Genomic DNA, 20,916 nt, shown 5'->3' with positions numbered 1-20,916 from the left:
CCCGCACCGCCCGCAATCGTCCCGCTGTACGGACCCCTAAGCGGACCTGGTCATGATCCGCAGGACCTCCAGGCTGCGCGGCGGAGTGTCCAGCTCCTCGCCGTCGCTCGTGGCGAGCCGCACATGCGCGTCCCGGGCCGCCTGGATCGCCTCCGGCCACGCCTGGTGCTCGAGGTACGCGGCGACCGGCGCGTCCGGCCCGACCTGGTGCATGATCCGCAGCACCCGCAGCACGGCGCTGTCGACCAGGGCCGCCTCCTGCGAGTCGCGGAAGATCGTGCCCACGTACTTCTCGGCGGACCAGTGATCCAGCCAGGTGTCCTCGACCAGCCGGTACACCGCGTCGGTCACGTCGCCGTAGCCGTCCACGCCGGCCAGCCAGACGTCCCGCTGGAACCCGGGATCGGAGAGCATGTGCAGCGCCGAGCGCACGTTGCTGCGCCAGCGCCACCACGGCATGTCGTTGACAGGCATGCCGCCCATGGTGGATGAGCGACGGCCACGACGGGAAGAGTTCTCCGAAGCTTGCACGGTCATCGATCGTACGTTCCCCTCCACATCGGTCACCCCTGCCCCCGCAATTCACCTGCGCGTCACCCATTGTTGAGCAGAGATCACTCTCGGGTTGGTCATGTGGCGGAATCGTGCGGAACCATGACCGGCAGGCGACGCACCCGCAGCACATTCCTCCCCGGCCACCTCACCCGTCACGCCAGAAAAGGCGTCCTCTCCGCGGGCGCGGCGGCCGCGTGCGCGTCGATCCTCGCCGGCTGCGGGGTCGTCCCCGGCACCACGGGGGATGCCGGGGACGATCCGATCACCGTCATGACCTGGGCGCCACAGGACACCAAGGCCACCAACAAGCCCGGCATGCCCGCCTTCGCCCACGCGTACGCCCGCTGGATCAACGCCAAGGGCGGGATCAACGGCCGCAAGCTCAACGTGCTGACCTGCAACGACCACAACGACAGCGTGGCCGCCGCCAAGTGCGCCCGGCGGGCCGCCAAGGAGAACGTCGTCGCGGTCGTAGGATCGTACAGCCAGTACGCCGACTCCTTCTTCCCGTCCCTGGAGGGCGCCGGGATCCCGTACATAGGCGGCTACGGCATCACCAACGCCGAGTTCACCAGCCCCCTGTCCTACCCCGTCAACGGCGGCCAGCCCGCGCTGCTCGCCGGTCTCGGCAGGTCCCTGGCCGGCTGCGGGCCGGTCGCCCTGGTGCGTCCCGACACCATCGCGGGCGACCAGCTGCCTCCGCTGCTCGACTCCGGCCTGAAGGCGGCCGGGCACTCGGCGGCCCGGGACCAGCGGGCGCCGGAGGACGCCACCGAGTACGACGGCCACGCCGAGCGGGCGCTGGAGACGACGACCGCCGCCCCCGGGGACGAGGGCTGCGTGGTGCCCGCCCTCGGGGACCGCAACGGCACCTTCATGGACTCCTTCCGGCGGGCCCGCGAGGACTATCCCGACGTACGGACGGCCACCGTGCTCGGCAGCGTCGACCAGACGGTGATCGACGCGACCGGCGGGGCGTCGGGGCCGTACGAGGGCTCGTACATCACCGGCTGGTACCCCGTGGCGAGCGATGCCCGCTGGGACGGGATGAAGCGGGTGATCAAGGAGGAGGCCTTCGGCGACAACCGCATCGACGCCGCGGACGCCGGGGTGCAGACCACCTGGATCGCCTACACCGTGTTCAAGAAGGTCGTCGAGTCGCTCGGCGGCGGCGAGGTGAGCGCCGACACGGTGACGGAGGCCCTCGACGACGGCCTCAGGGTCGGCACGGGCGGGCTCACGCCGACGCTGCGGTGGCGGTTCCAGGACAAGCTCGCCGCCGTCGGCTTCCCGCGCCTGGTGAACGCGAACGTGACCCTTCAGGTGGTGCGGGAAGGGCGGCTGGTGTCGGCGCGGAAGGGCTTCGTCGACACGACGAGGACGCTGCAGGACGCCGACGTGAACTACTGAGCCCCGCTCAGCGGTTCACGCCCGGACCGGATCACGTCACCTCACGTCACAGCTGCGTCGGCTGACGCTCGGTCAGGCCGTAGGTCTTCGCTATCGCGTTCCACAGCCCGGCCGCCTTGGTCTTCTCGGTGCTCGCGACGCCGCTGGCGCGGTTGCCGGCCTGGGTCTGGCCGGTGGCACGGGCCTGGCCCTTCTTGCAGCCCTTCTTGCCCGCGGTCTGGTCGGCCCAGGCCGCGTAGTGGTTGTCGGCCGACGCCGAGGCCTGCCACGCCTTGGTGAGGGCGGTGGTCAGCGCGGCGTGGTCGGGCAGCCGGTCGACCGTGATGCCGGAGAGCCGGGTGACCAGCTCGGTGCGCTGCTTGGCCGCGTCGCGCAGGTTCTTGGCCGCCTGGGGCAGGTTGTCGCAGCGCTTGACGTCGGCGACGGAGGTGATCACGGTGGTGCGGCTGTCGCCGCTGTCGGCGAGCAGCTTGTCCAGCTCGACCGCCTGCGCGCGGGCCGGGTCGGCGGAGGGCGAGGCGGACTCGTCCGTCGCGGGCGCCGAGGCGGCCACGGTCTTGTTGTTGTCACCGCCGTCGTCGTCCCCGCCTCCGCCACCGGCCAGCAGCGCGCCGGCACCCACGCCGAGCACGGCGATGCCGATGCCGACGGCCGCGATCACCGGCACCCGCGAGCCGGTGCGGCCGCCCCTACCGCCACGACCGCCGCCGGAGTGGCCGGGCGGGGCGTAGGAGGGCTGGGGCTGGGGCTGCTCGACACGGGGCATCTGCTGCGTGGCCCCGGCCGGGCTCTCGGCGCCGTGGTCACTGCGGAAGAGGTTGTCGAACTCGGCGGGCGGCTGCTTGTCCCCGCCCGGCACCGGCGCGATGTACTGCGTCGCCTCGGCGTCCGGATTCGACGCGGGCGGCAACGGCCCGGCTCCGGCCCGGGGCGCGGTCCCCAGGAACGTGGTCGCTTCGGGGTCGTGTCCGGTGGGCGTCTCGGGCGGCAGCGCCCCCGGGCCCACCGGGGGTATGTACTGCGTCGCCCCCTCGTCGGGGGCCGCGGCGACGGGCGGCAGGAACTGGGTCGCGCCCTCGTCGACGGGCGCGGGCAGGGGTGCGCCTCCGGCGCCCGTGGACGAGGAAGGTGCCCCGTACCCATCCGTCGCGGGCGGCAGCGGGGCGCCCCCGGCGGGAGCGCCGTACGCACCGGCGGCCGACGGCGACGAACCGCCCGCGGCAGCGGACCCGTACGCGTCGGAGGACTGCGGCAGGCCGCCCCCGGCAGGAGACCCGTACCCGTCAGTCGCCTGCGGCAGCGGGGCGCCCCCAGCCGGGGCGCCATAGCCGCCCGCGGCCTGCGGAGGCGGACCGCCCGCGGCAGCGGACCCGTACGCCTCGGAACCCGGCGGCAGACCGCCCCCGGCAGGAGAGCCGTAGCCGTCCGTCGGCTGGGGCATCGGGCCTCCGCCGGCCGGGGAGCCATAGCCGCCCCCGGCGGGGGAGCCGTAGCCGTCCGTGGCCTGCGGCAGCGGGGTGCCGTACGGGCCGGGGGACGGGGGCAGTGGGGAAGCGTCGGGCGGAGTGCCGTACCCGGCGTACGGGTTGGGGGGCTGGATGCCCTCCTGGGGGAGCGCGCCCGGGGCGGCGGGGTGCTGGGCGTCCCATGCCGGGGGTTCCGGAGTGGTCCACTGCTGGGACTGCTGGGACTGCTGGGGCTGCGGGGACTGCGGGGACTGCCAGCTGTTGTCCTGCGGCGGGGGCGGGGTCTGCTGGTCGGGGCCCCACGGCTGACCCCAGGTCTGGCCCCCGGCGGGAGCGGAGGCCGAGGTCTGGCCGGTCGGGGCCGGGCCGGGCCGATGGCCTGCCGGGGTGTCACCGGGTCCGCCCGTCATCCCCGGCAGCAGGGGTTCGCCACCGTCGGAGGGCAGCACGATGCCTTCGCGCGCTTGGCGCGCCGAGGGCTCCTCGCCCTGTCCACTCTGCGTCACCGGGACTCCTACTTATGGGGGACCTTGTGAATCGTCGGGTCACGCTACCGGGTCCCCAGAGCCCCGTGCCACGCAGCACAGGGCCTGACCTCAAGCCCTGTGAGCGCGGTAACACAACCGGGTCACGGCACGCTGTTCATGTCACCTCCTGCTCGCGCGGCGGCCGTTTCCCGCACGTTCACGCATCCGCAGACCGTGTGTTCACGCCGCGGTTTGCAGGTCCAGCCGCGCCCCGAACTCCCTGACCACGGCCTCGTCCCGGTACGGCTCCAGCCGCTGCTGGAAGTCCTCCAGATACTCGGCGCCCCGGTTGGACCGCAGTCCCTCCAGCAGTTCCACGGCCTTCATGCCCGTGCTGCACGCCTCTTCGACCTCGCGCTGCTGCACCTGCGCCGTGGCCAACAGCACATAACCGATGGCCCGGCGACGGGCCCGCGTCTCGGGATGCCCGTCCAGCGACTCCCGCGCGCACCGCGCCGCCGCGTCGGCCTGCCCCAGGTCCCGGTGGCAGTGGGCCAGCTCGTCGGCGAGATAGGCCTCGTCGAAGTGCGCGATCCACACCGGGTCGTCCCCGGCGGCCGGGTCGGTCGCCTCCAGGGCGCTCACCGCGCGCCCGGCCGCGGACTGGGTGGCGCGCACGTCGCCCATCAGGGCGTGCCCGCGCGCCTCCGCCGCGTAGAACATCGACTCCGCGCGCGGTGACACGCGCCCCCGCGCCCCTTCCTGCGCCGCCCTCGCCAACTGCGCGATCTCCCGCGGGTTCCCGAGCTGCGCGGCGAGATGGCTCATGGAGGCCGCGAGGACGTATCCGCCGTAGCCCCGGTCCCCGGCCGCCTGGGCGAGCCGCAGCGCCTGGATGTAGTAGCGCTGCGCCAGACCGGGCTGGCCGGTGTCCACGGCCATGTATCCGGCGAGCTCCGTCAGCCGGGCCACCGCGGCGAACAGGTCCCGCCCCACCGCCTCCCGGTACGACCCCGCCAGCAGCCCCGAGACCACGCTGTTGAGGTAGTGGACGACGACCGGGCGCACATGCCCGCTGCCGTACTGGTGGTCGAGATCCACCAGCGCCTGCGTCATGGCGAGGACCGCCTGTACGTCGGACTGCCCCACGCGCGGTCCCGCCGAGCGCGACACCTGGCCGTCGGGCGCGGAGATCAGCCAGTCCCGGCTGGGCTCGACCAGCGCGGACGCGGCGACGGAGGAGCCGGACAGGAAGTCCCGCCGGCCCACGTCGCTGCGCCACAGCTCGCAGACCTGCTCGATGGCCCCCAGTACCGTCGGCGAGAACTGGAGACCCACGCCCGAGGCGAGGTTCTTGCCGTTGGCCATGCCGATCTCGTCGATCGTGACCGTACGGCCGAGTTTGCGGCCCAGGGCCTCGGCGATGATCGCCGGCGCCCGGCCCCGCGGCTGCTGCCCGCGCAGCCAGCGCGCCACCGACGTCTTGTCGTAGCGCAGGTCGAGGCCGTGCTCGGCACCGCACATGTTGACCCGGCGGGCGAGGCCGGCGTTGGAGCATCCGGCTTCCTGGATGAGCGCCTGGAGCCGTTCGTTCGGCTGCCGAGCGACGAGCGGCCTTGCGGCCATGGCGTACCCCCTGTGGCTGCGGTGCCTGCCCACGCACCGAGTTGACGTGTCTTCCGCGGCCGGACCCCTCACGTCCCAGCGAAAGGATCCGGCCGTGAAGATCAATGCCCCGTCGACCAGGCGAAAATGCGAGGCATGTGAGGATTGCCGGGGTAACGGCTGTTGCCGGCCCCACTCGTGGTTACCCACCTCCGGCCACGGATCCTCCTGCGCGCCCCCGCACATGCACCCATGCGCCCCGAGGACAGGGGCGGTGCTCCTCCCCGCGCACGGCGGCGGGCGTAACCCCTGGTGACGACCAGAGTTGTGTTCATCGTGGAAGAGACGATCGCGGGCACCGAAGCCGCTCAGATCCCGAAGCAGCGCGGGGAATCGCTGCTGGAGACCGCCGTCCGCTACGCCGAGGAGCGCCACTGGGACGTGTTCCCCGGCACCTGGCTGGAAGCGGTCGACGGAAGTCAGCGGTGCTCCTGCGGTGACGCCGCGTGTCCGGCACCCGGATCGCACCCGGCGCGTCCGGACTGGGCGACGCAGGCGACGGGCAGTGCGACCGTCGCGCGACGGATGTGGCAGAAGCAGCCCACCGCGTCGATCCTGCTGCCGACGGGGCGGACCTTCGACGCGATCTCCGTGCCGGAGACGGCCGGGTTCCTGGCGCTCGCGCGGATGGAGCGGATGGAGCTGACGCTGGGGCCGGTGACGCTCACGCCGGATCGGCGGATGGAGTTCTTCGTGCTGCCGGGGGCCGGTGTGAAGGTGCCGGACCTGGTGCGGAAGCTGGGGTGGTCGGTGTCGTCGCTGGATCTGACCGTGCGGGGTGAAGGGGCGTATGTGGCGGCGCCGCCCACGCGGTTCGGGTCGCGGGGGGCTGTGCAGTGGGCCTGCCGGCCGACCCCGGCGAATCGGTGGCTGCCGGACGCGGAGGAGCTGATCTCGCCGTTGGCCTATGCGTGCGGTCGGGATCGGTAGCCGTCGCGTCTGCCTGCTTTGTGTTCATTGGCGGCTGCGGCTTCGTCGTGGTTGATCGCGCAGTTCCCCGCGCCCCTAACAAGCGCGATTTCCCACCGTAGGGTTCTCCGTGACGGAGGGAGACGCGGTGGGATCCAGCGCTGTACGGGTGCAGGGGCTCTGGAAGCGGTTCGGGCAGCAGGTGGCTGTTGCCGGGGTCGATCTTGAGTTGCCGGCGGGGAAGTTCATCGGGCTGGTCGGGCCGAACGGGGCCGGGAAGACCACCACCTTGTCGATGGTGACCGGGCTGCTCAGGCCCGATCAGGGGACCGTCGAGGTGGTCGGGCACGACGTGTGGCGGGACCCCGTCGAGGTGAAGGCCCGGATCGGGGTGCTGCCGGAGGGGCTGCGGCTGTTCGAGCGGCTGTCGGGGCGGGAACTCCTGGCGTACAACGGGCGGTTGCGCGGGCTGCCCGGTGCCGAGGTCGACAAGCGGGCCACACAGCTCCTCGACGTACTCGATCTGGCCGGTGCCCAGCACAAACTCGTCGTCGACTACTCGACCGGCATGCGCAAGAAGATAGGGCTCGCCACCGCTCTCCTCCACAATCCCGAAGTGCTGTTCCTGGACGAGCCGTTCGAGGGCGTCGACCCCGTCTCCGCCCAGACCATCCGGGGCGTGCTGGAGCGGTACACCGCCTCGGGCGCCACGGTCGTGTTCTCTTCCCACGTCATGGAGCTCGTCGAGTCGCTGTGCGACTGGGTGGCCGTCATGGCCGCCGGGCGGATCCGGGCCACCGGGACCCTCGCCGAGGTCCGCGGGGACGCGCCCTCGCTGCAGCGGGCGTTCCTCGAACTCGTCGGGGCGCAGAGCCGGGACGCCGGGTCCGACCTCGACTGGCTGGGCGGCGGGGCCCGGTGAGTGCCCCCGCCCTCACCCCCGTCGTCGTACGGCTGAAGCTGTCGCTGCTGCGCAACGGGCTGAAGCAGTCCGGCGGGCGCAAGGCCGCCTACATCGCCTCGGCCGTCTTCGCCCTGCTCTTCGCCGCGCTGCAACTGCTCGGTCTGGTCGCGCTGCGCGGGCACGCGCACGTCGAGTCCCTGGTCGTGCTGGCCGTCGCGGTCCTGGGGCTGGGCTGGGCGGTGATGCCGCTGTTCTTCCCCAGTGGTGACGAGACGCTGGACCCGACCCGGCTGGTGATGCTGCCGCTGCGGCCCCAGCCGCTGGTGCGGGCGCTGCTCACGGCGTCGCTGGTCGGCATCGGGCCGCTGTTCACGCTGTGCCTGCTGGTCGGTTCCGTGATCGCGGTCGCGCGGGGCGGGGCGGCGTTCGCGGTGGGTGTCGTCGCGGTCGCCTTGGCGCTGCTGGTGTGCGTGGCGTTCGCGCGGGCCGTCGCCGCCGCCAACGTAAGGCTGCTGAGCAGCCGCAAGGGCCGCGACCTCGCGGTGCTGAGCGGGCTCGTCATCGCCGTCGGGGCGCAGGTCGTCAACTTCGGCGCGCAGCGGCTCGGTTCGGCGGGTCTCGGCGAGCTGGACCCGGTCGCGGACGTGCTCCAGTGGGTGCCGCCGGCGTCGGCGCTCGGCGCCGTGCACGCGGTGGGCGAGGGGTCGTACGGACTGGCCGCCGTCCAACTGGCGCTGACCGCCGGTGCGCTGGTGGCGGCGCTCGCGGTGTGGTCCCGGCATCTGACCCGGCTGATGACCTCGCCCGACGGATCCACGCTGCCCACCGCCGAGTCGGCCGCCCGCGAGGGGTCGTCGAGCGGGCTCGGGCGGCTGCTGCCCTCCGGGCGCACCGGCACGGCCATGGAGCGCAGCCTGCGGTATGTGTGGCGCGACCCCAAGACCAAGACCGCCTGGGTGACCTCGCTCGCCCTCGGGCTCATCGTGCCGGTGTTCAACGCCTGGCAGGGCACCGGCTCCGTGTACATCGCGTGCTTCGCCGCCGGGATGCTCGGCATCCAGATGTACAACCAGTTCGGGCAGGACACCTCCGCGTTCTGGATGGTCGCCATGACCATCTCCTCACGCCGGGACGCCTACGTCGAGCTGCGCGCCCGCGCGCTGGCCCTGCTGTTGATCACGCTGCCGTACGCCACCCTCGTCACCGTGGTGACGACCGCGATGCTCGGCGACTGGCGGCGGCTGCCCGAGGCGCTGGGGCTGACCTTCGCGCTGCTCGGCGCGATGCTCGCGACCGGGGCGTGGACGTCCGCCCGCTTCCCCTACTCCATCCCGCAGGAGGGCTACAAGAACGTCGCCCCCGGGCAGACCGGGCTCGCCTGGATCTCCATCTTCGGCGGGATGATCGCCGCGGCTGTGCTGTGCGGGCCCGTCATCGCGCTCACGATCTGGCTGAACGTGAGCGCGGGCGGCGAGGACTGGACGTGGCTGCTGCTGCCGACGGGCACGGTCTACGGGGCCGCGCTCACGGTGCTGGGGCTGCGGCTGGCGGCTCCACAGACGGCCCGGCGGCTGCCGGAGATCCTGGGGGCGGTCAGCAAGGGGTGACCCCGCCGTCCTCCTGTGCGCGCCTCAGTTGGTGCTGAGGGCGTCCAGGAACGGCTCGATCGCCGCGCGCCAGGCCTCCGGCTGGTCGTAGTGCACCAGGTGGCCGGCGTCGGCGACCTCCGCGTACTGGCCGCGGGGCAGGACGCGGACCATCTCCTGGGCCTCGGCGCGGCCCAGCTCGCCGTCGAGGCCGCGCACGACCAGGGCCGGGCAGCGGACCTGGGTCAGCTCCTCCCAGTGCGCGTCGTACACCCAGGTCTCGCGGGAGCGGAGCATCTGTTCCGGTTCGAAGACCGGGCGCCAGCCGTCCGGGGACTCGGCCATCACCTCGGCGTAGAACGCGCCGCGGGCCGGGTTGGGCCGCTCCACCCAGGGGTCGTCCTCGCCGAACCACTTGCGGACGTCGGCGAGCGTGGCGAAGGGCAGCGGCCAGGACTGGAACCACTGGTCCCACTCGCGCTGCGACGCCGCGCCGAGCGCGGAGGCCCGCATGTCGCAGATGACCAGCCCACGGACCAGGTCCGGGCGCTTGGCGGCGAGCTGCCAGGCGGTCAGCGCGCCCATGGCGTGGCCGATGAGGACGACCGGGTCGAGCCCGAGCTGTTCCAGGGCGGCCTCGACGTCGTCGACGTAGGCGTCGCGGGAGAAGGCTCCCCGCGGGGGCTTGTCGCTGCGGCCGTGGCCGCGCTGGTCGAGAGCGACGGCGCGGTACCGGCCGGAGAGCCAGCGGGCGGTGGACGCCCAGTGCGAGGCGCGGCCCATGAGGCCGTGCAGTAACAGCACGCCGGGCGAGCCGTTCGCCGCGGCCCGTGCGCCGGGCGTGCGCTGCGGGTCGTGCGGGTCGTGCGCCGGATCGGTCTTGGGCGGGTCTCCGAACTCCCAGGCCGCGAGGCGTACGCCGTCCGTCCCGGTCACGTCGATGCGTCGCGCCATGTCCTGGCACCCCCCAAGCTTCGCGCGGACCGTGGCCGTCACCGGCCGTCCGGTCCTGTGAACCGTGTTCTGCCTGCTGCGCCTTCTTGCTGTGCCGTGCGTCACCCGCACACTATCGAATACCCATTCGAGGATGCCGTTCTCGCGGACAACACCCCTCGTTCGAGTGACCGCCCTCAGGGATTGATAGCCGCTGCCGAGGGGAGATCTTCATCGGGAGGCGGACCGCTCGGGGAAACCGGTCCGCGGGGGATGACCTTGAGAGCTCGGGGCTCCAGGTCAGCACAGGGGAGGACAGGCCCCGGCGCCACAAGGCGCCGGGGCCCTCCACATCTCCACGGCACATCCTCCCGCCCCCCTCCCCGGCCGGGCGACATCGCTGTCGAGCCACGACCAAGAGCCCTCAGGTCATATGCCTCACGCGACAGCGTCGCACGGGAAGCGGACGAGCGCTGCCATTCGACGGACTGAATCCCGGATACGACGGGATCACGCCAACGCCACCGCCGCGGCCGTCCCGGCCGGGCTCAGGGCTTGGCGACGAACACGTGGGAGGCCACCTCCGACTCCAGCTCGGCCGCCTCGCCGCCGCTCCCCACCAGCACACCGCCCGCCGACTCGGTCACGCTGACCACCGAGCCGGGCTGCACGCCCGCCCGCCGCAGCGTGTACATCAGCTGCGCGTCCGTCTGGATCGGCTCGCCGATCCGGCGCACCACGACCGTCTTGCCCTCGGCGCCCGGGTCGAGCGTCGCCAGCGACACCATCCCCTCGTCCAGGAACGGGTCGGCGCCGTCCTTCTCGCCGAGCTCCTCCAGACCGGGGATCGGATTGCCGTACGGCGACTCCGTCGGGTGCCGCAGCAGCTCCAGTACGCGGCGCTCCACGGCCTCGCTCATCACGTGCTCCCAGCGACACGCCTCGGCGTGGACCTGCTCCCACTCCAGGCCGATCACGTCGACGAGCAGACACTCGGCGAGCCGGTGCTTGCGCATCACGCGCGTGGCGAGACGGCGCCCCTCGTCGGTCAGCTCCAGGTGCCGGTCGCTGGCGACGGACACCAGACCGTCGCGCTCCATCCGCGCCACGGTCTGGCTGACGGTCGGCCCGCTCTGGTCCAGCCGCTCGGCGATACGGGCGCGCATGGGGACCACACCCTCTTCCTCCAGCTCGAGGATGGTGCGGAGATACATCTCCGTGGTGTCGATCAGTCCGGACATACATGCCCCTCGATGAGATCTGCCGGAGGCTGGACGGCTCACCGGCGCGTGCGCTGGCCCTGCACCCAATTCTGCCGGATACCACCGACAACCGTGCCGCGGGAGGGAAAGCAGGGGATTACCGGGCCCGGCGGAGGGGTACGGACCTTCCCTTCGAGGGCCCTGGAGCCCCGCGGAGCGCCCTGGACCCGGCCGTCACGACCGTCTTGACACCGCACTGGTCCAGACCGCACCGTATCCGCGACACGCGCCTACCGTGGCCATCCCGAAGGGACCCCGTATGAGCGACCGCGCGCCGGCCGGCCAGTTCCTCGACGCCGCGATCGACCTGCTGCGGCGGGTCCGCGACGAGGAGGCCGACAGCATCACGGCCGCCGGAACGCTCCTCGCCGACACCGTCGAGAGCGGGGGCCGTCTCTTCGCCTTCGGCGCCGGGCACTCCTCCCTCGCCGCGCAGGACCTCGTCTACCGCGCCGGCGGTCTCGCCCTCATGAACCTGCTCGCCGTGCCGGGCGTCGTCGGCGTCGACGTCATGCCCGCGCCGCTCGGCTCCGCCCTGGAACGCGTCGACGGCCTCGCGAGCGCCGTCCTGGACAGCTCCCCGCTCCGCGCCGGCGACGCCCTCCTGATCATCTCCCTGTCCGGACGCAACGCCCTCCCCGTGGAGATGGCCGCGAAAGCCCGCGCCCTGGGCGTACGGGTCATCGGCGTGACCTCGGTCGCCTACGCCTCGGAGACCACGTCCCGGCACGCCTCGGGGACGTACCTCAAGGACCACTGCGACCTCGTCCTCGACTCGAAGATCGCCGTCGGCGACGCCGAACTCACCCTCGACAACGTCCCGGCCCCCTTCGCCCCCGCCTCCACGGTCGTCACCTCGGCCCTCCTCCAGGCCGTCATGGCCACCACCGCCGCCGCCCTCGCCGACCGCGGCCTCGAGCCCCCGCTCCTGCGCTCGGGGAACGTCGACGGCGGGCACGACTGGAACGGCCGCGTGATGGAGCAATACCGGGACCGGATCTTCTACCGGCACTGAGAGCACCAGGCCGGTCTCACACCGGCTCGTCCGACAACCCCGCGAGATCCAGAGACGCCGCGATCCGCACCGCCACATCCTCCGCGTACATCGCGTCGGACCGCTCGAACGCGCTGCGCCCGGCCCCCCGCAGGAACGTCACCACACCCAGCGTCCGCCCCCGGCTGCGCAGCACCGCGCACAACGCGTGCACCGCGTCCGGCGGCCACTGCCGGGCCTGCGCCCACAGCCGGGCCTCCTCGGGCGACGCGGACCCCGCACTCGCCCGCAGCGCACCGACCCGCTCCACGCACTGCAGCGCCGGATGCCCCTCGGCATACCGCGCGGGCAGCCCCGCGTGGCCCGAGAGCTTGCTCGGCCCCGGCGCGCCGGACGGAGTGGCGGCGACCCGCACCAGCCGCACCGGCCCCTCGGTCTGCGCGTCGACCAGCGCGCCGCCCGCCACCCGGTCGATCAGCGCGTGGTCGGCGAACCCGGCCAGGGCGAAGTCCAGGTGGACCGTCGCCGCCTCCGCCGGGTCCTCGCACTCGGCGGCGGCCCGCGAGGCCCGGTGCAGCTGCTGCGTACGGAACCGCAGCAGCGACGCCTCCTGCTCGCTCTGCTTGGCCTCCGTCACATCCTGGAACAGCCACCCCACACCCAGCGGAACCGGTTCCTCAGCGAGCGGCGAGGCCAGCCGTACGAAGCCGCTGCGCCAGCACCGGCGCCGCTCCCCCTCCGGCATGCGCACACCCACCCACACCTCGGCGGGCGCGGGCGGCGCGCCCTCCGCCAGCACATGCTGCAGCGCGCTCTCCAGCTCCTCCACGCCCTGCGACAGCAGATCCCCGAGCGGCCGGCCGAGCACGGACGTACGCCCCGTGCCCAGTGCCTTGGCCGCGTGCGCGTTCACCACGGCCGGCCGCAGGTCCACATCCACGAGCACGACGCCCCAGCTGGCGTCCTCGAACAGCGCCTCGCTGAGCGCGATCGACCGCTCCAGATCGATCTGCGCGTGCACCTCGCTGAAGGCGCAGTACACGCCCGCGGGCTTCCCGTCGGGCCCTCGCACGGCCGCCGACTGGGTCCGTACGAGCACCCGCCCGCCGTCCTTCGTCAGCAGCGCGAACTCGTTCACCTGCCGGCCCGGGGCGTGCATCGCGGACAGCAGCCGGCTCTCGACCTCCTCGGCGTCCGCGCTGCGCACGGCCCATCCGGCCAGGCCCCGCCGCCCCACGGCCTCGTCCGCGCTCCAGCCGAGAATCCGCTCGGCCTCACGGTTCCAGTGCGTCACGACACCGTCGGCGTCGAAGGCACACAACGCCGCGTCCATCCCGTCCAGCAACGCGGCAAGCAGATCGGACCCGTCCGAGCCGTCCCGCTCGGGCTCTGGCTCGTCGGGCCCCAGTTCGTCGGTGGTCCCACTACGCCGGGAAGCACTCACCTGGACCCCCTGCAGGCTGCGTCCGCACGTACCGCACGTCGGTTCGCTACTTGCAATCATTCAACTGGAACGTGACCCAGCGCACACCGTGTTCCCACAACATTGAAGGAATCGTTGTACGAGGGCATTCCCCACGTCATCCGCCGACGAACCCCGTCTCCTCGGGCGCGGCCCGGAGTCAAGGTCTCAGAAAAACGGTTGATGCGAGGCCGATCCGTTTCTTAGGGTTCCAGGTACACGAGAAGGGAGGTGGTTCGGCAGATGTATGAGAACCGGACGCGTGAGGTGGCTGCGGGCTAGCGGCCCGTCACCACACACAGTGCGGTGCCGGACCAGCGCGTGAGCGAAGCGCGCAGCCGGCCCAATCTCCAGCAGTCACCCGACCCGCGAGCCGCCGGTACGTCCGGCCGGCCCTCCACAGGAGGACCAGGCTCGCGGGTCGTCTGCGTTCTGCGACTGCGTTCGTGTCAGTGGGCGATGTCGCCGTAGCCCTCGATGTCGCGGGGGTCGCGGGTGCCCGGGCCGACGTAGCGGGCCGAGGGGCGGACCAGGCGGCCGGTGCGCTTCTGCTCGAGGATGTGGGCGGACCAGCCGGCCGTGCGGGCGCAGGTGAACATGGACGTGAACATGTGCGCCGGGACCTCGGCGAAGTCCAGGACGATGGCCGCCCAGAACTCGACGTTCGTCGCGAGGACGCGGTCGGGGCGGCGGGCGTGGAGTTCCGCGAGGGCCGCCTTCTCCAGGGCCTCGGCGACCTCGAAGCGCGGGGCGCCCAGCTCACGGGCGGTGCGGCGCAGGACCCGGGCGCGGGGGTCCTCGGCGCGGTAGACGCGGTGGCCGAAGCCCATGAGGCGCTCGCCCTTGTCGAGGGCTTGTTTCACATAGGCCTCGGCGTCGCCCGTGCGTTCGATCTCCTCGATCATGCCGAGGACGCGGGAGGGGGCGCCGCCGTGCAGCGGGCCGGACATGGCTCCCACGGCGCCGGAGAGGGCCGCCGCCACGTCCGCGCCCGTGGACGCGATGACCCGGGCCGTGAACGTGGACGCGTTCATGCCGTGCTCGGCCGCGCTCGTCCAGTACGCGTCCACCGCCGCCACGTGCTTGGGGTCCGGCTCGCCGCGCCAGCGGATCATGAAGCGCTCGACGACGGACTGCGCCTTGTCGATCTCCCGCTGCGGGACCATGGGCAGGCCCTGGCCGCGGGCCGACTGGGCGACGTAGGAGAGGGCCATGACGGCGGCGCGGGCCAGGTCGGCGCGGGCCTGCTCCTCGTCGATGTCGAGGAGCGGCTTGAGGCCCCAGACCGGGGCCAGCATGGCCAGGGCCGACTGGACGTCGACGCGGATGTCACCGGAGTGGACCGGGATGGGGAACGGCTCGGCGGGCGGCAGGCCGGGGTTGAAGGCGCCGTCGACGAGCAGGCCCCAGACGTTGCCGAAGGAGACATGCCCGACGAGGTCCTCGATGTCGACGCCCCGGTACCGGAGTGCGCCGCCCTCCTTATCCGGTTCGGCGATCTCCGTCTCGAACGCGACTACTCCCTCGAGCCCGGGTACGAAGTCGGACATCAGGCGGCTCCTCGTGATGTAAGTGACAGATGGTGTCTGGTGGGGTGAGACGGGTGAACCATGTGTCAGTCAGCTTGCGAAGCGGGCGGCCGTCCGGAGGATCCACGGTCGTCGCGGCGACTCGCGGCCCTGGCCGGTCTCCCCTGTGATGCCCCGTGCGGCTGGCGGTCACCCAACCGGATCGGCATCAGAACGATATCCCCGAGTGCCACCTTTGGGGAGGGTTCACGGCACTCAGTGCCACGCAGTGACGAAGGACACCGTCCATACGGCAAGATGACCGGGTGACCGACCGCGACGCCGTCCCCTTCGATCTGGCCTCGATGCGCAAGCAGTACCGGGCCGAGGGGCTCTCCGAGACCGAGCTGGCCGCCACGCCCGTCGAGCAGTTCGCGCGCTGGTTCAAGCAGGCCGCGACGGACGGCGGGCTGTTCGAGCCGAACGCCATGGTCGTCTCTACGGCCGACGCCGAGGGGCGGATCAGCGCCCGTACGGTTCTGCTGAAGCACTTCGACGAGCAGGGCTTCGTCTTCTACACGAACTACGACTCCCGCAAGGCCCGTGACCTGGCGGAGAACCCGTACGTCTCGCTGCTCTTCCCCTGGCACCCGATGGCCCGGCAGGTCCTCGTCACCGGTGTCGCGCGGCGCACCGGCCGGGACGAGACGGCGGCGTACTTCCGGACCCGGCCGCACGGCTCACAGCTGGGCGCGTGGGCCAGCGCGCAGTCCTCCGTGATCTCCACCCGCGCCGACCTCGACGACGCGTACGCCGAACTGGCCGCCCGCTATCCGGAGGGCGAGCAGGTGCCCGTGCCCCCGCACTGGGGCGGCTTCCGGGTGGCCCCGCAGGCGGTGGAGTTCTGGCAGGGCCGGGAGAACCGGCTGCATGACCGGTTGCGGTATGTGGAGCAGGCGGATGGGAGCTGGCGGGTGGAGCGGCTCAGTCCGTGAACAGGAAGGGGCGGCCCTCCGGCCTCCGGCGAGCCGCCCCTTCCTGTTCACTTCTTGACGTAGAGCTGCTGGTAGAGCATGGGCACGTCGACCGTCCGGTAGACCGAGCGGCACAGGTACGCGCTCCACCGGCCCGCGGCGACTCCCTTGTCTCCCTCGGCCCGGCACATGGCCTCTGTGCCCAGCCACTCGGCCTCCTTGACGTAGCCCTGCGGCGGGTTGAAGCCCTCGGGCAGGCGCTGGGCGGGGCCGCAGTCCGCGAAGGGCGCGGCGCTGCCCCGGCAGACCATCAGGTTCGGCGTGCCGACGTACTCCCTGTTGACCGGCGTCGCGCCGGCACCGCAATGGGTGGCGACCTTGGTCGAGGGCAACGGGAAGACGCCGGACATCGGCTGGATCAGCAGGGAGTAGCACTCCGGGCCGGCGCCGCGCAGTTCGCCCTGGAGCAGGCTCTTGCCGTCCACCGGGCGGATCACGCCCGAGGCGCTGCCCGCCCCGTGCTTCACGGACCAGGCGCCGTCCGCCGCGGTGGCGGAGGGCGCGGCGGCGAGCAGGGTGAGGGCGCCCGCGAAGAGGGCACCGGCGGCCGTGGCGATACGTCGCATCAGGATCGTCCTTTCAGGACAGGGATGGAGGGGTGTGCGTCGGGGCCGAGCATCTGGGTCGAGGACAGGACCCGGTAGAGGTCGTCGGTGCGGGCCAGTTCCTCATGGGTGCCGGAGGCGCGGACCCGGCCCTGGTCGAGGACCAGGATCTGGTGCGCCCCGGTGACGGTGGACAGCCGGTGGGCCACCACCAGCACCGTGGTCGTCCGGGAGATCTCGGCGATGGCGTCGCGCAGCTCGAGTTCGTTGAGGGCGTCGAGCTGGCTGGTCGCCTCGTCGAGCAGCAGCAGGCGGGGGCGGCGCAGCAGCGCGCGGGCGATGGCGACGCGCTGGCGCTGTCCGCCGGAGAGGGTGGTGCCGCGGTGGCCGACGGGGGTGTCGAGGCCCTTCGGCAACTGGTCCACGAGAGCGGACAGGCGCGCGGTGGCGACGGCTCGTTCGAGCTCCTCCTCGGTGGCGTCGGAGGCGGCGAGGAGCAGGTTGTCCCTGAGGGTCCCGGCGAGGACGGGGGCGTCCTGTTCCACCAGGCCGATGGCGCGGCGCAGTTCGGGCAGCGGCCAGTCGCGCACGTCCCGGCCGTCGACCTCGATGCTGCCGGCGTCTGCTTCGTAGAACCTCTCCAGCAGGGCGAACAGGGTGCTCTTGCCCACGCCGGAAGGGCCGACCACGGCGGTCAGGCCGTTGGACGGCACGTCGAAGGAGAGGCCGTCCAGGACCGCAGGGCCGGTCTCGTCGTACCGGAAGGCGATGTCGCGGAACCGTACGGCGGCTCCGCTCGGCCGCGCGTCGTCGTCGGTCCTGGCGCGGCCGTGGGCGGTGGGGGTCGCGGCGGGCCCGTGGGAGGGTTCCTGGGCCATGTCCTCCAGTTCGCCCATGCGGCGCACGGCGGCCATGCCGATCTGGAGGCCGGTGACACCGGAGACCAGTTGGTGGATCGGCGCCACCAGGTAGAAGAGGTAGAGCAGGAAGGCGATCAACGAGGAGACGGGCAGGGTGCCGTCGGCGACGCGGGTGCCGCCCACGCCGAGCACCGAAAGGAACGACAGCTGGATCGCGAGGCCGCTCGCGACACCGGCGATGGCGCCCCAGCGGGCCGCGAGCACCCCGCGCTGCCAGGCCCGTGCGGCGGCGTCGTTCAGCACCGCCGCCTCGTGGTCCTCGGCGCCGGCGGCCTTGACCGTGCGGAAGGCGCCCAGGACCCGTTCGAGGCCGGCGCCGAGTTCGCCGAGGGCCTCCTGGGCCTGGCGGCCGGCCCGGCCGATCCTCGGCATCACGAGCAGGGAGCAGCAGCCGATCAGGACGACCACGCCGAGGACCACCAGGAACAGCACGAGGTCGAGCCGGGCCATCAGGACGAGCATGCCGATCAGGGAGACGGTGCCGACGCCGACCTCCACCAGATGGCTGGTGGCGGCCGAGCGCAGCAAGGTGGTGTCGGCCGTGACCCGGGAGATGAGGTCGCCCGGCTGCTGCCGGTCCAGGCTGTCCACGCGCAGCCGCAGCAGCCGGGCGATGAGGCCGCGGCGCGCGGTGAGGACGACGCCCTCCGCCGCGCGTTCCATGAGGAAGCGGCCGAAGGCGCCGACAACCGCCCCGCCGAGCACCAGCAGGGCCAGCAGCAGGACCGGCCGCACCATGCTGTCGCCGACGGCCAGGGCGTCCACCACCGACTTGGCCACGAGGGGCTGGGCGAGTTCGGTCAGGGCACCCGCTGTCGTGAGCGCCGCGCCGAAGGCCAGCGTGCCTCGGTGCGGCCGGGCATGGACGAGGAGCTGTCGGAAGGACGAGTCGTGGGCAGCGGTCGTCACGGCGGGTGGGGTCCTTGTCGTCCGGTGGCGGTGGCCGTACGTCAGCCCAGGCGAAGGGCGTTGAGTACGTCCGGGTAGGTGTGGAACAGGCGGGTGCCCGTGCGTCGCAGGACCACGAAGGTCACGAGCAGGCCGTAGCCGAGCCCCGCGGGCAGCAGCAGCCAGGCGGAGCCCGTGTCGTGCAGCAGGACCGCGCCCACCACCAGGGGGGTGGTGGCCAGGGGGCCGGCGATCGAGGCGACGAAGTTCATCAGGTGGTAGGTGCCGCCCTGTCCGGGCACCCCGGCGAGGATCGAGTCGTGCTCGAACGCGTAGGGCCAGCGGACGCTGATGACCGCGCCCATGGAGAAGGTCACGCCGAGCAGCGCGTAGATCAGGCCCAGGACTTCGGGGATCTGCGCCGTCGTCCCGGTGGCCAGTCCGGTCACGACGGTGATCGCGGTCAGCCAGGGCACGGCCACGAGGAGCTGGGCGAGGAAGCGGCCGGTCACCTCGGCGCGGGCGTGGGCGACGCTGCGGGTGGTGGCAACGTTCGTCCAGACGGCGGAACCGTCCATGGTGAACAGCATCGACGGGGAGCTCAGCGCGAACACCCAGGCCCCGCCCAGGGCGGCGTACGGATTCTTGACGGCCACCGCCACCAGGACGAGCGGGAAGATCGAGGAGTAGGCCAGCGAGGTGACCATCAGCATGCGGTGCCTGGGTGCCCGGGCGAAGGAGCGCAGCTGGTGGTGGGTGATGAGGAGGGTGCGGCTGCGGGAGGTCAGCCGGGCCAGGACGCCCGCGCCGGTGGAGCGGGAGCGGGCCGACTGGGCGGTGGACCGGTCGCTGGTGGTCATGAGCCGCACCAGGGAGTGGTGCCACCACCCCATCAGGAGCAGGATCAGCAGGGCGGTCGCGCCGAGTTCGGCAAGGGCGACGCCGTACCGGCCCTCGGTGGCGGCGTGCGGCGCGTCGGCGAGCCAGCCCGGGGGCGTCCGGCGGAGCACCTCGGACACGACGGGCGGGACGCTCGGCTCGGGCGTTCCCGCCGACGAGAGCAGCAGGTACGCGGTGAAGGAGACGACGGCGACGAGCAGTCCGCCCATGGCCGCGACGTCCTTGCCGCGTCGGCTGGTCAGGGCACGCGCGTAGGCGGCGATGACGGCCCGGGAGGTGACCACGCACAGCAGCAGGGCGAGCAGCGCGGCCGGGAGGGCGACCGCGAGGGCGGCGCCCGTGCCGGTCACGGCGGCCGTGGCGCCGGCGAGTACCACCAGGGTGACCAGCGGGCCGGGGCCGACCAGTGCGGCGGCGGTGGAACCGATGATGAGCGGCCGGGGGCGCAGCGGGAGTACGGCGAGCCGGGTGGGGTCGGCGCTCTCGTCCCCCGCCCCGGAGCCCGCGGAGAGCGGCAGCACGACCCAGCCGATCAGCAGACCGGCGTAGGTGAGGACGACGAGGTCGGCCGCGCCGGGTTCGCCGTGCCGCTGGGCGAGTTGGGCGGCGGTGAGACCGGCGGTGGTCAGTGCCGCCAGCACGCCGATGACGAAACCGGTGGCCCGGGAGGGGCTGCGACGCAGGCTTCCCCTGAGCAGGGCCAGTTTCAGGCGGACGAAGAGCCCAACCACTGGAGCGCCCCCTTCCCCTTGGTCGTGCCGGTGGTGCGGGGCGAGCCGACGAGGTCCATGAAGGCGTCGTTGAGGCTGCGTCCGCCGCGCACCTCGTCGAGGGTTCCGGTGATGACGATCCGGCCGTCCGCCATGATCGCCACATGGCTGCACAGTGCTTGGACCAGTTCCATCACATGGCTGGAGAAGACCACGGTGGAGCCGGACTCGGTGTAGCTGCGGAGCACTTCGCGGATGGTCTGCGCGGAGACGGGGTCGACGCTCTCGAAGGGTTCGTCGAGGAACAGCACCGGCGGGTTGTGCAGCAGGGCCGCCGCCAGGCCGATCTTCTTGCGCATACCGGTCGAGTAGTCGACCACCAGTTTGTCCGCCGCCTCGGTCAGGCCCAGGACGTCGAGCAGCTGGTCGGCACGCTCGTCCGTCTCGGCTCCGGACAGGCCGCGCAACCGGCCGGTGTAGGCCAGCAGTTCCCGTCCGCCGAGGCGCTCGAAGAGCCTCAGGCCCTCGGGGAGGATGCCGATGCGTTCCTTGGCCTCGTACGGGTTCTGCCAGACGTCGTGGCCGGCGACGGTGACGGTGCCCGCGTCCGGGCGCAGCAGGCCGGTGATCATGGAGAGGCTGGTGGTTTTGCCCGCCCCGTTGGGGCCGACGAGGCCGTAGAAACTGCCTCTGGGGACGGTCAGTTCGACGCCGTCGACGGCGACCTTGTCCTCGAATGCCTTCCGCAGGCCGCGCACCTCGACGGCGGCTGACGATGTCACGGTGTCACTCCTTTCT

At 72.6% G+C, this 20,916-nt stretch carries 17 protein-coding genes; 6 read left to right on the top strand and 11 right to left on the bottom strand.

Annotation, left to right across the window (positions count from 1 at the left end; genetic code table 11):
• Positions 1-36: 36 nt before the first annotated feature.
• The gene (locus tag ACFT4A_RS12725) at positions 37-537 is read right to left on the bottom strand and encodes a hypothetical protein (protein ID WP_382828757.1); all 501 of its coding nucleotides are present in this window, start codon (positions 535-537) and stop codon (positions 37-39) included.
• 117 nt (positions 538-654) lie between these two features.
• On the opposite strand from ACFT4A_RS12725, the gene ACFT4A_RS12720 reads away from it, so the two are divergent.
• The gene (locus ACFT4A_RS12720; protein WP_382828756.1) at positions 655-1,965 is read left to right on the top strand and encodes an ABC transporter substrate-binding protein; all 1,311 of its coding nucleotides are present in this window, start codon (positions 655-657) and stop codon (positions 1,963-1,965) included.
• A gap of 46 nt (positions 1,966-2,011) precedes the next feature.
• On the opposite strand, the gene ACFT4A_RS12715 is transcribed toward ACFT4A_RS12720, so the two are convergent.
• Together ACFT4A_RS12715 and ACFT4A_RS12710 are read right to left on the bottom strand one after the other, a co-directional pair.
• On the bottom strand, positions 2,012-3,937 hold the full coding sequence (locus tag ACFT4A_RS12715; protein ID WP_382828754.1) for a hypothetical protein: 1,926 nt from the start codon (positions 3,935-3,937) through the stop codon (positions 2,012-2,014).
• 201 nt (positions 3,938-4,138) lie between these two features.
• A complete protein-coding gene (locus ACFT4A_RS12710) occupies positions 4,139-5,524 on the bottom strand; it encodes a transcriptional regulator (protein ID WP_382828752.1) in 1,386 nt (461 codons plus the stop codon).
• A gap of 306 nt (positions 5,525-5,830) precedes the next feature.
• Between ACFT4A_RS12710 and ACFT4A_RS12705 the strand changes: the two genes are divergently transcribed.
• The 3 genes from ACFT4A_RS12705 (at position 5,831) to ACFT4A_RS12695 (ending at position 8,983) form a co-directional block, all read left to right on the top strand.
• Positions 5,831-6,493 carry a bifunctional DNA primase/polymerase gene (locus tag ACFT4A_RS12705; protein ID WP_382829100.1) on the top strand — a complete coding sequence of 221 codons (663 nt, stop codon included), beginning with the start codon at positions 5,831-5,833 and terminating at the stop codon, positions 6,491-6,493.
• 109 nt (positions 6,494-6,602) lie between these two features.
• Positions 6,603-7,394 (top strand): ABC transporter ATP-binding protein, encoded by a 792-nt coding sequence (locus ACFT4A_RS12700; RefSeq protein WP_382828750.1) that lies wholly within the window; start codon positions 6,603-6,605, stop codon positions 7,392-7,394.
• Entirely contained in the window at positions 7,391-8,983 is a 1,593-nt protein-coding gene (locus ACFT4A_RS12695; protein WP_382828748.1) for a transporter, read from the top strand. Before ACFT4A_RS12700 ends, ACFT4A_RS12695 begins: the two co-directional genes overlap by 4 nt.
• A 24-nt stretch (positions 8,984-9,007) precedes the next feature.
• Here the strand turns inward: ACFT4A_RS12695 and ACFT4A_RS12690 are convergent, their stop codons facing one another.
• Positions 9,008-9,916: an alpha/beta fold hydrolase gene (locus tag ACFT4A_RS12690; protein ID WP_382828745.1), complete on the bottom strand. Its 909-nt coding sequence runs from the start codon at positions 9,914-9,916 to the stop codon at positions 9,008-9,010.
• A 527-nt stretch (positions 9,917-10,443) separates the two neighbouring features.
• Positions 10,444-11,136 (bottom strand): metal-dependent transcriptional regulator, encoded by a 693-nt coding sequence (locus tag ACFT4A_RS12685; protein WP_215120741.1) that lies wholly within the window; start codon positions 11,134-11,136, stop codon positions 10,444-10,446.
• 280 nt (positions 11,137-11,416) lie between these two features.
• On the opposite strand from ACFT4A_RS12685, the gene ACFT4A_RS12680 reads away from it, so the two are divergent.
• The gene (locus ACFT4A_RS12680; RefSeq protein WP_382828742.1) at positions 11,417-12,172 is read left to right on the top strand and encodes an SIS domain-containing protein; all 756 of its coding nucleotides are present in this window, start codon (positions 11,417-11,419) and stop codon (positions 12,170-12,172) included.
• Between the two features lie 16 nt (positions 12,173-12,188).
• Here the strand turns inward: ACFT4A_RS12680 and ACFT4A_RS12675 are convergent, their stop codons facing one another.
• Positions 12,189-13,595: a PAS domain-containing protein gene (locus ACFT4A_RS12675; protein ID WP_382828741.1), complete on the bottom strand. Its 1,407-nt coding sequence runs from the start codon at positions 13,593-13,595 to the stop codon at positions 12,189-12,191.
• 467 nt (positions 13,596-14,062) lie between these two features.
• Positions 14,063-15,163, bottom strand: coding sequence for a citrate synthase 2 (locus ACFT4A_RS12670; protein WP_215120737.1), 1,101 nt, complete (start codon positions 15,161-15,163; stop codon positions 14,063-14,065).
• A 284-nt stretch (positions 15,164-15,447) separates the two neighbouring features.
• Between ACFT4A_RS12670 and pdxH the strand changes: the two genes are divergently transcribed.
• Positions 15,448-16,116, top strand: a complete 669-nt coding sequence (pdxH, locus tag ACFT4A_RS12665) for a pyridoxamine 5'-phosphate oxidase (RefSeq protein ID WP_382828738.1) — start codon at positions 15,448-15,450, stop codon at positions 16,114-16,116.
• A gap of 47 nt (positions 16,117-16,163) precedes the next feature.
• Here the strand turns inward: pdxH and ACFT4A_RS12660 are convergent, their stop codons facing one another.
• From ACFT4A_RS12660 to ACFT4A_RS12645, 4 genes are read right to left on the bottom strand one after another with little or no spacing between them, the layout of a single operon-like run.
• Entirely contained in the window at positions 16,164-16,721 is a 558-nt protein-coding gene (locus ACFT4A_RS12660) for a hypothetical protein (protein WP_382828735.1), read from the bottom strand.
• Entirely contained in the window at positions 16,721-18,529 is a 1,809-nt protein-coding gene (locus tag ACFT4A_RS12655) for an ABC transporter ATP-binding protein (RefSeq protein WP_382828733.1), read from the bottom strand. The genes ACFT4A_RS12660 and ACFT4A_RS12655 overlap by 1 nt, the downstream gene beginning before the upstream one ends.
• 41 nt (positions 18,530-18,570) lie before the next feature.
• A complete protein-coding gene (locus ACFT4A_RS12650) occupies positions 18,571-20,139 on the bottom strand; it encodes a transporter (protein WP_382828730.1) in 1,569 nt (522 codons plus the stop codon).
• A complete protein-coding gene (locus ACFT4A_RS12645; RefSeq protein WP_382828729.1) occupies positions 20,115-20,900 on the bottom strand; it encodes an ABC transporter ATP-binding protein in 786 nt (261 codons plus the stop codon). Before ACFT4A_RS12645 ends, ACFT4A_RS12650 begins: the two co-directional genes overlap by 25 nt.
• Between the last annotated feature and the right edge of the window lie 16 nt (positions 20,901-20,916).

The organism is Streptomyces sp. NPDC057099, from assembly GCF_042671245.1.
Lineage (GTDB): Bacteria > Actinomycetota > Actinomycetes > Streptomycetales > Streptomycetaceae > Streptomyces > Streptomyces purpurascens.
The sequence above is the reverse complement of the archived record's forward strand: the minus strand, read 5'-3'. Positions and strand labels throughout refer to the sequence as shown.